Origin of the sequence: Methanohalophilus levihalophilus (assembly GCF_017874375.1) — an archaeon.
GTDB classification, from domain to species: Archaea; Halobacteriota; Methanosarcinia; order Methanosarcinales; family Methanosarcinaceae; genus Methanohalophilus; species Methanohalophilus levihalophilus.
This window is the reverse complement of record NZ_JAGGLK010000003.1, coordinates 98,844-110,914: the sequence shown is the minus strand read 5'-3', so window position 1 is coordinate 110,914 and position 12,071 is coordinate 98,844. Positions and strand designations below refer to the sequence as shown.

Below are 12,071 nucleotides of genomic sequence, written 5' to 3'. Positions count from 1 at the left end.
CTCCAATTTGTTTAAATCTAAGGGGAGACACATCTAATCAAATATGGCTTCAAACGCAAAAGATATTGCACTTCTCATTGTTTTTGTATTTTTTGCACTACCGTTTCTAATCAAAGTAGCTATTTTTGCGCTTAAATCTGCAATACAACCAGAACAAGCAGATATTGCAACTGGTGTAGAGTTAGTGGCAGAAAGTGCAATTCCTTGGTGGTTAGGTCCACTTGAATGGTTAGCAGGACTGCCTGGAGAAATTGCAGGATTTTCAATTGCAGGTGTTGCAATCATTCTTTTCTTTTTGTTCTTGAAATGGATTGGTGAAGTAAAAATATGATGATTAACAGATGACTCTACGCAATTTAATTGATGCGATGGTTCTACTTAGGAGTAAGACGAAGATTAGCTAATTTCTTTTTTGAAGATTTACTTGAATTAATTACTTATATCAAAATTTATATTTTAAGTTATAAAGTTAGCTATTGAGTATTATTCTGACACAATTAATGGAAAGCTGGAATATGGATGAAATAAACAAATATGATCTTAGTGAAAGGGACGTTTGTACTAAATTCATTACCCCAGCTATCGATAAAGCAGGATGGAATCTTCAAACGCAAGTACGTGAAGAGGTTCAACTTACCGATGGAAGAGTAATTGTTAGCGGCCAAACAGTCTCTCGTGGTAAAAATAAGCGTGCTGATTATATCCTGTACTACAAACCAAATATTCCAATTGCTGTAATTGAAGCAAAGAAGAACACCTTTTCATTGGATTAAAATTTCGGATATAAGGAAATATGCTGATGGGTGGGTATTGAAAGACACCGATGAATTTCTAACTAAAGAAGGGGCAAAAAAGAGTGTTTACCTTGAAAAAGGAACTTTTGTTCTTTCTAATAGCGCAACCATAGGGGTTCCAACTATATTAGGAATAAATGGTTGTATCCATGATGGCTATTTAGCTTTTCCTTATTTAAATAAAAATCAAATCTCTATTAAGTATTTGTATTATTTCTTTTTATATTTCCAAGGAGAGCTCAAAAAAAGAGCCTTTGGTGGTGCACAATTAAATTTAAACACCGGTATCGTAAAAAATATCGCTTTTCCTCTTCCTCCCTTTGAAGAGCAAAAACGCATCGTAGCTAAAGTTGATCAACTTATGGCAGTATGTGATCAGCTTGAATCACTCCAACAAAAGAAGAACGAAAACCGCAACCATTTGAACAATTCAGCACTTAGCAAGATGCTCGCTGCCGCCAGTCCAGAAGAATTCGCAGAGCACTGGCAGTTTGTTTATGGGAACTTCGATTTGCTCTATGAAGATCTGGATAATTTAAAGAAGCTCAGACAAACAATATTGCAGCTTGCAGTGCAAGGGAAGCTTGTGGAGCAGGATGCTAGTGATGAGCCAGCGGAAGTTCTCTTGGAGAGAATTAAGGCTGAAAAGGATAGGTTGATGAAAGGAGGGAAGATTAAGAAAACCAGCAAATCTCTTGAAATAGACGAGTCCAAAACTCCTTATGAAATTTCTGATAAGTGGAAATGGGTTCGACTAATAGATTTGTGCGATGTCGGAACGGGAAGCACCCCCTTGAAGACTCAGGCAGAATATTATGAAAATGGCACAATTCCATGGATAACTAGTTCGGCTACTTCACTTGAGTTTGTTGATAATGCTGAAACACATATAACACAAAAAGCAGTAGAAGAATGTCGTTTAAGACTTTATCCTCCTGGAACCTTAATAATTGCACTATATGGACAAGGAAAAACGCGAGGACAGGTTGCAGAAATTCAAATAGAAGCTACTATTAATCAAGCATGTGCTGCGTTAGTTTTTATCGATTCTCTTGAGATCAGCAAAAGCTACGTAAAGCTTGTTTTAACAAAACAATATGCTGAGTTACGAAGTTTAGCTGCTGGAGGAGCTCAACCAAATCTCAATGTAGGGATTATAAAAAATGCAATTATTCCACTTCCACCTCTAGAAGAACAAAAACGCATCGTAGCTAAAGTCGATCAACTTATGATACTATGCGACCAGCTTGAAGCAAAGATTAAGCAAGCACAGTCAGACAATGAAACACTGATGGAAGCGGCTGTGAATCACCTTCTTACAGCTTAATGTTTTAGGGATGAACTACGATGAACTTAGCCGAAGAGTTGTTGGAAATTGCAGAACGGGATCTAGAAGCTTCCAGAATTCTTCACAAAAACAAATTATATCCTCAAGCGGCTTTTTATTTTGCTCAGAGTGTGGAAAAAGCGAATAAATCACTTGCTACGTTACTTAACAATCACAATGAAAAATACCTTTCTGATAAAATCGGGCATGAAGCAATCATTATTCATCAGAAAAGCAGTCGTAGAGCTCAACAAAAATTCGGCAAGTTTCTAAAGCAATCTGAAAAGCATCCAATATATAAAGATCTACCATTTTTTCAAAAAGAAGAGATTAAAAACATTGTTCAGCAATCTAATCTTGCTATTCAGACTATTGACGAAATAAAAGAGCAAAGCGATGATCTGATTTTCATAAAAGCAACAGCCATCAATCAGTTATTAAAGGAAATACAAGATGAAAAAAATCAGATTACTGAAGAAATGGACACATTTCTTAAATTGAATATTGATAAAAACGAATGGTCACAAAATGTCAATCAAATTGTGGAGTGGGTGGAGAAAAATAACTTCCCTCAAGAGGCTGTTCTTAAGTTCAAGGAAGAAGCTGAAAATATAAACTTTGATGATGCATGGGATGCACTAAAAAATTACTACATAATTAATTATAAAAATGCACTCTTAACCATACCTCTTTTTTATTTAGCAGTAATAACTCTGCCTCTTGCTAATATTGCAAGATATCCGGAAAAAGGAAAAAGTCCTCTGGAAATTTTTACTTGGAAATCTCCTCTGGTTAGAAAGCTACCTAGTTTATTTGAAGTTCATTTGCAGGTAATACATGAACTTAGAGAGTTCCATGAGTTGTGGAACAATACGGGTGACAAATTATATTCTGACACTTCTATCGATGAAGGCTGAACCTTTTGAATTCCTTATTTAATTGCCTCTGTACCCCCCTAAAAAAGAAAAGTTAACTCTTTAAAATGATGTCATCCAGGTAGTTTCGCGCATAATTGATGCAGTTGCTTTAGGTGGTACAGGAAGTTTCACAAGGATCTTCAAAGAGTCTTAGGCATCACCTGTACCACATAAGTATGAATAAAAAAACAAGAGGATTGATGCAAAACCTCTTGTATCCCATATATTCTCAAATCGAACTGGCTACTAAAGAACTTGATATCAGGCCATTTTGAAAAAAGAAATCCAGTTGATTATTTGAATCTCTTTTTTCCATCCTTCCCTTCTTGTTCGGCGAATCATTCCAATGAACATATAGCAAGTCTGGTTCAATTTCGCATTTCAGATAGGGCATGCAGAAATAATATTCAATGAAATCTGCAGTTGCATAAAATCGCTTTTTAATGAATTGAGTGATTTTTGCAGTTCCTTCTTTACCAGCTTGCCTAAAAAGGTTCTTTGGCCAGCCTTCGTATACAGGGCATTTGCCCTCTTTTGTCCAATTATCGATACACTTTTTAACGTTTTGATTTATCATTTTAATCACCAATTATCATAAAAAATCGCGTGTCTGCGACTCTGTCTATTGTTTAAGACAAGAAAAAGTGTTTAGCAGCGACAAATACAAGTCTACATAGCACTTCTGTCACAAATGTCACAAGTGTCACATATTTAATATATATAATTAATTTTATTATAATTGTCCATATTTATTATTATATATCTAAAGCCTGTGACAGTTGTGACAATGTGACATACCCGCTTATTCCAGATACTCCCTCATTTTCTCCAAGTTAAACCTATATACACCAATTCGTGGGCTTCCACCATTGCCATCAGAATGCCTTGCCTGAAAATCCTTTCTTCCAGCACTAAGAGTAATGATGCCATCTTTTTCCCAAGAATCCAGAACACTTCCAAGATTTATGTTTTGCATTTTCATTGCATCTTTCAAAGTGGAAGTAATGATGTCCAGATATCCATTTCGTGTAATCCAACCATACTTCACAGCGTGCTTGTATGAGTCCATATCATCATTTACAACGAAATAGCCTCTATTCTCTTCAAACCAACCGTTTACGGCACGGAGGGCTTTAACTGGATATGGTACAATCGGTTTCTCCTTCACAGTTTCGTTGAAGAAATCTTTCACTAACTCAAGATGATCTATAACTTCAATTCCAATTTCATCAAAGACTTCCTCCAGCAACTCGCCTGCAACTGCAATAGCTGCAAAGTAGGTTCCAGCCCGATTCATTGTAGATGATTCGTTATTTGTAAACATGTCTCTGTAGTATGCAAATCTTGAACGAAGTTCATCTTTGTGCTCGAATACTTTCCTGATAAACAACTCACCTACGTGCCCATAGTTTCCTGCAAGAGTATCTTCGGTAGTTTTGACAATTTCAGGCAACTTTGGCAACTCCCTCTGGATCTCAACTACTCTTACCTGTTGACCACCAAAACCATCGGCGTCAGCAATTGGTTTTTCACCAGTCGTGAATGCAACACTTTTCCAGCGTTTCATTTTTCTCACTCCGCCATCCTTTTTTCCACGCCCTTTTCCAGAACCGTTGCCGAACATGTATATTATAGTTGTAAGGATTTCAGATGATTGTAGACTGGTTTCATCAATGCACAAAGCAAAATCATCATAGTTACTTGCCATCTCTTCTAAGTAAGTCGGTGTAGATTGTCCGGAAAGCATGAGTTCTTCTGGATTTCCATACATGCTGAAAGCAAATTTAGTACTCAGAGTCTTGCCAGTACTTGTGTTTCCATTGTGATCCACTATGTAAGGTGGCATGTCCAATAGTCTCAAAATATTTGAAGACACAGCACAATAGCACTTAAACCGAATGATAGGTTCGGCAATGATGTCTCTAGTACCTGCCACCCAATCTTTCAAGGTACCCTTCTTGGTTAGTCCTTTTACTGACTCTTCATTAACATGTCTAACTGGACCTATATGTTCAGAGGAGTAATACTGATTTCCAAGCACAAAAATTTCATTATTATTCTTCCAACCATTTTTCGAGACAAACATGTTGTGTTTCAAATTTGTTGCATTATAATCAATTGAATCTGCTAAATATTCACACAACTCTGCACCCTTTTTTTCATCAACAAGGATGCCCTGGTTTGTTATCTTCATCAATTCATTTTTCTTTATTATCTGCTCATGCTTTGCATAAATCTCCTGAATTCTTTCAAGAGGATCCATGAAAGTAATTTTATACCAAAACTCACCGCTGTCAATGTTTTCTCCGATTGCAGATAATACTATAGGCTTTCGGCAAATTGGATATTTTCCATTCATTTTGCACAGTTTGTTATTAGTAATCTCATACCCAGGTGGAAGTTCAATCCCCTGCCAGCAATTTGCAGATGTTACATGCTCAATGGCATTACGGATTTTTAACTCATCTGGGGTTGTGTCAAACTCTATTCCATTTACTGTTCCTGTCTCATATAAGAGACTATTTTGAAAGTCAATTTCTGTAGGCATTTTTATGTCTCCGTTTTTTCAAAAAGCTTCGTTGAAATCGTGATCGTTCAACTACACTTTTTGATTTATATCCATATCGGATACTTTTTTAGGAAGTTCATTATTCCCTACACCATAATAATCGTCGGTTTTAACCAACATATATAAATTTATTGGATGTTATAGAAACAGCGGGTAGTTATTTGCTAGATATTAGATATCAAAAATTATGAGTTTGGTTTGATATGAGTGCGAACAATATTCGGAGATTGGATAAACAGTATGGCTACATCACAGCAGATGAAACTGCTACTGAGAGAGAGGTGCGTGAGTTTACAGAATCTCTTTTATCTGCACTAGAGATACACAAAAGTCAACTTGATTATATCTTTATCCTTGCTAGAAAAGTATGGAAAGACCGACAAACTCTCTTTGGAACAAATACTCGATATGAATACATAATCATAGCAATTGCAATGAAAACTATGAAAGATGGAGTAAGGAAAAATGATATTGATTCATCTCATGAAAAGGTCTCAGAGCTTGTCAAAGACGTGTTCGAAAAAAATTATAGAAAGCATATAACTTCAATATATGTCGTTTACGACAAAATACAATATATTTTCGAAAAAGATCCTGATACTATAGATTTCTTAAAAAAAATAGATGAACTACTTCGGTCAGGTCAGGTTCCAGGATATGAATTCATATGTAACGCTGAAGAATTCTATGAATGGATTGCAGAGGATTCCGAAAACATGCTTGTTGATCTAGTTTTTGTAGAAAAGCTTTACTTTGATTCTATGTCGCAAGAAGATTCTGATTAATTTGTATTGCCTTAGAAATTTAGGAAGGGGCTCGAAAGTGAATTTTCTAAACGTGATGTGATGGTGTTACCCCCCTAAGAAATAAAAATTGCGATTCCTATATACCGTCACCCTAGTCATTACAGAGCTTTTTTGCTTAATACAGTAAGGGTGGAATGCGAGTTTCTACTTTATTGGCTAGTACGCAATGTATTTAACGTGTAAACACATAGTTTAAACTATGTCAGAACAACCATTTACAACTAAAATTACAAAATTAAGTGCAAGCAAAACAAGGGCGTATCCAACTCTACGCTTGCCGAAAGAATACCTGCATCTCGTTGGTGAGAAAGCAGAAATTCACCCTACTGAGCATGAAGGAAAACAGGCATTTCTGGTAATTATTGATCAAAAAAGTGTAAACTATTCTCCTGAAACCCAACTAGAGCAAGTTCTGAATAACATCGAAAAAAGACTCTCAAATCTAGAAAAATCGCTCTCAACAGACGATAAAGATAAGATAGTCCCGGGCGGATTCGAACCACCGTCTTCGGCTCCAAAGGCCGAAAGGATTGACCACTACCCTACGGGACTGCTTAAAATTGAAACTGCATAATCCTACTTATATTTATGTCATTTTTGAGGATTAGGTCTTACTTCTGGATAATAACAGTCAGGATGTCACCGTCTTCCAGCGTATGTTCGAGTCCTGCACGCTGTCCGGGATGTTTGGCGGAATCGCCCCAAATCTGGGCGTACCTGAACTTGTTTCTGAAATCACGATGCAGGTGATCACAAACATCTCCAATCGTACTGCCGTAAGTGATAATCAACGGCTCATCCATATCCGCAGCTTCTCCCTGAGGTTTCAGGTACACACGAATAAAATCAAGTGAATCGTAAATGAGATCCTTGACCTTTTCAACATTTTCCCCTTCATTGGCAGAGATAAGGAGAGCATCGGGGAAGTTTTCCCTGCATTTCTGGATGGTTGCCTCATCCGCCAGATCAACCTTGTTGATTACAACAACAGACGGAATGTAGACACGGTTAAGCATGATAACATCGATGAGCTCGTCAAGGTTAATGTGATCCCTGATAAGCACATGGGCATTGTGAATTTTGTACTCACCAAGTACCGCTTTTATGAGATCATCTGGCAGTTCGAGATCAAGCGTTGTGCTGATAGGAATGCCACCCCGATCCTGTCTTTTGATAACAACATCCGGCGGGGTTGTATCAAGCCTTACACCGGCATCATACAATTCCTGCTTGAGGACTTCATAGTGCTGGGTCTGGAAAACATCAAGAACAAAAACAACCAGATCACTGTTTCGCACAACTGCGATTACTTCCTTACCGCGACCCCTACCACTTGCTGCACCCCTCACAAGTCCCGGTACATCAAGGATCTGTATGGTGGCTCCATTGTGCTCCAGCACACCGGGAATAACATCAAGGGTTGTGAATTCGTATGCACCAATTTCGGATTTGGCACCTGTGAGCTTGTTGAGTAATGTGGATTTACCCACTGATGGAAATCCAACTAACGTCACTGTAGCATGCCCGGATTTCTTGACAGAATAGCCCTCACCTCCACCTTTCGCTGAAGCTCGTTTCTGCAACTCCTCCCGAAGCTTGGCAATCTTGGCTTTCAGCTTGCCAATATGGTGGGAAGTAGCCTTATTATATGGAGTATCCCGGATTTCCTTTTCGATAGTTGCTATCTCATCCTCAACGCTCATTGGCACCAATCACCACTTCAATGTTAAAAAGATTTTTCCCGGAAAGGGGAGTCGGGAAATCACCGGGTAAAAACAAGTATATCTTCGGGAGCAATTTCAACAATACAGCGCGAAGATGGCATATCCACAGAGAGTCGGGTCGGGATTTCACAAAGCAATATGAAATCACTGCCATCAAGTTCAACAGCCACAAGTTTACTGCTTCCTTTATCGGTAATTTCAATTGTGTTACCTGCAAAAGTATTGAGACTACCTAAACTGGATTTTTCTCCATAAGGTTTCAAGTGTACATTTTCCGGCCGAACCCCCCAGGATAGGTCGCCTGAATCTGCAATCTTACTGCCTGTAACAACCTGTAAACCTCTGCCCTCAAGAACTGTACCCTCAGGTGCACAACCAGCCACTTTTGCATTGTCAAAAATGTTGCTGACACCCACAAGTTCCGCCACTTCCCTGTCAGCCGGAGAATAAAACACATCCCTCGAACTCCCTGTTTGATGAACTTTCCCATTATGAAGAACAACAACCCTGTCTGCAAGGGAAAAAGCCTCATCCTGGCTATGGGTTATGAATACCACAGGAATCCCGAGCTCCTTCTGGATGATCTTTATTCGCTCCCTCAGGCGCATCCTGACAACCATATCCAGAGCTGAAAATGGTTCATCCAACAGCAGTATTCCGGGTTTGGGTGCAAGGGCACGTGCCAGTGCAACCCTCTGTTTCTGGCCGCCTGACAACTGTGAAGGATACCGGTCTTCAAGCCCCTCTATGTGCAGAAGCTCAAGCATTTCACGCAACCTTTCATCCTTCTCGCTTTTGCCCCAGCCCTTGAGTCCGTAAACAATATTCTGCTTCACATCCATATGCGGAAAAAGGGCATAATTCTGGAACACGTAACCAGGTCTGCGGTATTGAGGCTGCAGGTTTATTCCGGATTTGCTCTCGTAATAGGTCTGCCCGTTTACATCTATGTAGCCGCTGTCAGGAGTTTCAAGTCCGGCAATACAGCGTAAAGTGGTGGTTTTCCCCGAGCCGGAGCGACCAAAAAGTACCACCATTTCATCCCCTGCTTCAAAATCAATGTCCAGCAGGAAACTGTCTTGATCTTTACCCTTCCTGCTTCTGGAATTGTACTCCTTTGAAACATTTACTGCAATACCCATAGATTACACACTCCAGCGATCAATTAGTTTTGCAGTCAAACCCATAGCAATCAATGAAACCAGAACAAGAGTCACCACAAGGATGTTCGCAAGTGTATCATTACCTGACTGGAATGCCGTATAGATGGATAGGGACATCGTATTAGTCTGCCCGGGAAGATTGCCCGCAACCATTAATGTAGCCCCGAATTCACCTACAGCCCTTGCAAAACTCAAAACGAGTCCTGCCAGAATTCCTTTCTTTGCCAGAGGAAGTGTGACAAAAAGCATCGTTTCCAGTTCACTATGACCCAGGGTGTAGGCAGCGTACTCAAGTTCCCGGTCAACACCACTGATTGCAGCTGCTGTTGTCTTAACCATGAGCGGGAGGGATACGACAAAAGCCGCAATTACCGCAGCCTGCCATGTGAAAAGGATTGCCCAGCCGGTAAGATCAAAAAGAGGTTGACCTATTATTCCGTTTTTCCCCAGCAATACAACCAGCAGGTAACCAGTAACAGTCGGAGGCAGTACAAGAGGAAGGGTTACCAGAGTATCAGCAGCCCATTTTCCCCGAAATTCCCTTCGTGCCAGAAGATATGAGATGACAATTCCAAGTATAGCTACAAAAATAGTAGACAATCCAGCTACTTTTAAAGTAATTAACAGGGGAATCCATGCATCTTCAATCATCAATTACCATCTACTATGAATCCGTGTTCTTCCAGTATGGTTTGCCCTTCCTGAGAAAGAACAAAATCAATGAACTTGCCTGCAGCTTCCTTTTCAGGTGAGGAGGAGACTACGGCAATTGGATAGCTTATCGAAGAATTTACAGGTACTTCTGCAGCCATTTCAATCCGATTCTTGTCTGCCGCCATATAATCACTTGAATACACAAATCCCGCATCCACTTCAGCTTTTTCAACATAAACAATTACTTGCTTCACGTTTTCTGCGTAAACGATTTTCCCGCTAATTTCATCCCAGAGAAAAGCATCTTCAAGTGCTTCTTTTGTGTATTTTCCAACCGGAGCAGTATCCGGATCCCCCATAGCAACTTTCCCAACTTCTTCGCTTGTGAGATCTGCCATGGACACCCCATTGGTTCCACTTCCTGAAGGCACAATCATAACAAGGGAATTGCCTGCAAAATTGGATCTTGTACTGTTAAGGATTAGACCTGATTCCGCGAGAAGGTCCATGTGCTTCTGGGAAGCTGATGCAAAGACATCTATCGGGGCACCACCTTCAATCTGCATCCTCAGTGTGCCCGAACCTGCCAGATTCAGGACAACATCAATATCTGGATGTGCTTCTTCAAATTCTTCTTCAATCTGAAGGAAACTTTCAGTCAAACTGGCAGCTGCAGAAACTGTAAGTTTTGTTTTGCTATCCTCTTCCTGCGGATCATAAACCGTATACATTACAACAGCAAGCAGAAGAAAGGCCAGAATTAGTCCACCTACAGGTTTGTACAAACAAATAACCTCCAATCAAACTCATTAGTGATATGTACCACTGTACATAACGCTAATGATACGGATTCTAGTATAAAAGAGTGCCGAATTGCATGCAAGAAAACAATTCAAAAGCCAGTATCAGAAATCATCAAAAAGAGTTACTTCAACCTTTGAACCTGCCGGAAGAAATGTAACTTCAGGATCGATGGATATGAAACCATCCGCATCTGCAAGAGTTGTAATGGCAGCGGAAGTTTTGTCAGCAGGGTATACACTACCCCCTTCCAACCTCACAGTGTACAAATCGAGCCTGGTATCAGAATAAATATCAGCCATTAATTCACCTTTAACCTTCTTTCGGAAAGGAACAGTGATACCAAGTCCACTGCAAATCAACTCTGCAACCAGTTCATTAAAAATCATAAGCGCAGATGTGGGATTCCCCGGCAAACCCATAACAGGAATATCATCTGCTTCCGCAATAATCACCGGTTTCCCGGGTTTGAAGTTGACTCCGTGAACCAGAATTCGTCCGTATTGTCCGATAACATCATACATGAAATCATCCTGCCCGGCGGAAGTGCTGCCTGTAGTCAGAACGATATCACACTCATCCAGTGCCTGAAGAAAAACATCTTCGGCAACCCTGCGATTGTCCTTCACGATTCCATAGGAGACTGGAGTCGCACCCAGACGCCTTACAGCTGCAGAAAGCGTATAGGTATTGGTGTTGTAGATGCTTCCCTCTGCAAGAGAAGTTCCGGGATCAGTAAGCTCATCACCTGTTGCGATGATGCCCACCCTGAGAATCCTGATCGGAGCCGATGATTTGCCAATAGCAGCGAGTACACCTATTTTTGCAGGAGATAAGCGCTCGCCTGCATTCAAAACACACTTCCCGGAAGAAATGTCAGCACCGGCAAGAAGCACATTTTGCTCTCTGTTAACAGCTTTTTTTACAACGACATTCCCATCCTTCAATTCGGTATCCTCAACCATGACAACGGCATCGGCACCATCAGGCAGGGGTGCTCCGGTGGATATCTCATATGTTTCCCCGGAATTAACAGAAAGACTGTCGCCTCTTCCTGCGGGAATGTAATCTTTCAAAACAAGACTAACAGGATTAGAAGAAGCATCTTTTGTGTCGGAGGCATGGACTGCATAGCCATCTTTGAGGGATTTGGAAAACGGAGGGACATTGATATCTGAAATAATATCTTCTGCCAGCACGAGTCCAGCAATGTCAATAATTGGCAAAGCCTCCACAACAAAGCCGGGAGACAGGCCAAGCATTATTTGCCTGGCCCTGCCAAACGGTGTCAAGTCCCTTAGTATCTTTCTCATCCT

At 40.2% G+C, this 12,071-nt stretch carries 11 protein-coding genes, 1 tRNA gene and 1 pseudogene; 5 read left to right on the top strand and 8 right to left on the bottom strand.

The window, feature by feature from the left end; translation table 11 throughout:
• Positions 1–43: 43 nt before the first annotated feature.
• From J2755_RS07885 to J2755_RS07870, 4 genes and pseudogenes are all read left to right on the top strand, one after another.
• On the top strand, positions 44–331 hold the full coding sequence (locus J2755_RS07885; protein ID WP_209681728.1) for a hypothetical protein: 288 nt from the start codon (positions 44–46) through the stop codon (positions 329–331).
• A 184-nt stretch (positions 332–515) separates the two neighbouring features.
• Positions 516–767: pseudogene (locus J2755_RS07880) on the top strand (type I restriction endonuclease subunit R); the annotation flags it as partial.
• A gap of 43 nt (positions 768–810) precedes the next feature.
• Positions 811–2,121, top strand: a complete 1,311-nt coding sequence (locus J2755_RS07875) for a restriction endonuclease subunit S (RefSeq protein ID WP_209681724.1) — start codon at positions 811–813, stop codon at positions 2,119–2,121.
• A gap of 20 nt (positions 2,122–2,141) precedes the next feature.
• Positions 2,142–3,038, top strand: a complete 897-nt coding sequence (locus J2755_RS07870; RefSeq protein ID WP_209681721.1) for a HEPN domain-containing protein — start codon at positions 2,142–2,144, stop codon at positions 3,036–3,038.
• A 229-nt stretch (positions 3,039–3,267) separates the two neighbouring features.
• Here J2755_RS07870 and J2755_RS07865 read toward each other — a convergent pair whose 3' ends face one another.
• Both J2755_RS07865 and J2755_RS07860 read right to left on the bottom strand, forming a co-directional pair.
• The gene (locus J2755_RS07865; protein ID WP_209681719.1) at positions 3,268–3,615 is read right to left on the bottom strand and encodes a hypothetical protein; all 348 of its coding nucleotides are present in this window, start codon (positions 3,613–3,615) and stop codon (positions 3,268–3,270) included.
• A 225-nt stretch (positions 3,616–3,840) separates the two neighbouring features.
• Positions 3,841–5,586 carry a DUF927 domain-containing protein gene (locus tag J2755_RS07860; protein WP_209681717.1) on the bottom strand — a complete coding sequence of 582 codons (1,746 nt, stop codon included), beginning with the start codon at positions 5,584–5,586 and terminating at the stop codon, positions 3,841–3,843.
• A 224-nt stretch (positions 5,587–5,810) separates the two neighbouring features.
• On the opposite strand from J2755_RS07860, the gene J2755_RS07855 reads away from it, so the two are divergent.
• Positions 5,811–6,392, top strand: coding sequence for a hypothetical protein (locus tag J2755_RS07855; protein ID WP_209681715.1), 582 nt, complete (start codon positions 5,811–5,813; stop codon positions 6,390–6,392).
• Between the two features lie 500 nt (positions 6,393–6,892).
• Here the strand turns inward: J2755_RS07855 and J2755_RS07850 are convergent.
• The 6 genes from J2755_RS07850 to J2755_RS07825 form a co-directional block, all read right to left on the bottom strand.
• Positions 6,893–6,965: transfer RNA gene (locus J2755_RS07850), tRNA-Gln, on the bottom strand.
• A gap of 59 nt (positions 6,966–7,024) precedes the next feature.
• Positions 7,025–8,116: an OBG GTPase family GTP-binding protein gene (locus J2755_RS07845; protein WP_209681713.1), complete on the bottom strand. Its 1,092-nt coding sequence runs from the start codon at positions 8,114–8,116 to the stop codon at positions 7,025–7,027.
• Positions 8,117–8,175: 59 nt separating this feature from the next.
• Positions 8,176–9,279: an ABC transporter ATP-binding protein gene (locus tag J2755_RS07840; RefSeq protein ID WP_209681711.1), complete on the bottom strand. Its 1,104-nt coding sequence runs from the start codon at positions 9,277–9,279 to the stop codon at positions 8,176–8,178.
• 3 nt (positions 9,280–9,282) lie between these two features.
• Positions 9,283–9,951, bottom strand: a complete 669-nt coding sequence (modB, locus tag J2755_RS07835; protein ID WP_209681708.1) for a molybdate ABC transporter permease subunit — start codon at positions 9,949–9,951, stop codon at positions 9,283–9,285.
• On the bottom strand, positions 9,951–10,739 hold the full coding sequence (gene modA, locus J2755_RS07830) for a molybdate ABC transporter substrate-binding protein (protein ID WP_245312841.1): 789 nt from the start codon (positions 10,737–10,739) through the stop codon (positions 9,951–9,953). Before modA ends, modB begins: the two co-directional genes overlap by 1 nt.
• 120 nt (positions 10,740–10,859) lie before the next feature.
• Entirely contained in the window at positions 10,860–12,068 is a 1,209-nt protein-coding gene (locus tag J2755_RS07825; protein ID WP_209681699.1) for a molybdenum cofactor synthesis domain-containing protein, read from the bottom strand.
• Positions 12,069–12,071: the final 3 nt, after the last annotated feature.

Bases quoted from the DNA above. Each gene is read 5' to 3' on its own strand.
- J2755_RS07825 (WP_209681699.1), bottom strand. From the start codon at position 12,068: ATGAGAAAGATACTAAGGGACTTGACACCGTTTGGCAGGGCCAGGCAA.
- J2755_RS07840 (WP_209681711.1), bottom strand. From the start codon at position 9,279: ATGGGTATTGCAGTAAATGTTTCAAAGGAGTACAATTCCAGAAGCAGG.
- J2755_RS07860 (WP_209681717.1), bottom strand. From the start codon at position 5,586: ATGCCTACAGAAATTGACTTTCAAAATAGTCTCTTATATGAGACAGGA.
- modB (WP_209681708.1), bottom strand. From the start codon at position 9,951: ATGATTGAAGATGCATGGATTCCCCTGTTAATTACTTTAAAAGTAGCT.
- J2755_RS07865 (WP_209681719.1), bottom strand. From the start codon at position 3,615: ATGATAAATCAAAACGTTAAAAAGTGTATCGATAATTGGACAAAAGAG.
- J2755_RS07855 (WP_209681715.1), top strand. From the start codon at position 5,811: ATGAGTGCGAACAATATTCGGAGATTGGATAAACAGTATGGCTACATC.
- J2755_RS07885 (WP_209681728.1), top strand. From the start codon at position 44: ATGGCTTCAAACGCAAAAGATATTGCACTTCTCATTGTTTTTGTATTT.
- J2755_RS07870 (WP_209681721.1), top strand. From the start codon at position 2,142: ATGAACTTAGCCGAAGAGTTGTTGGAAATTGCAGAACGGGATCTAGAA.
- J2755_RS07845 (WP_209681713.1), bottom strand. From the start codon at position 8,116: ATGAGCGTTGAGGATGAGATAGCAACTATCGAAAAGGAAATCCGGGAT.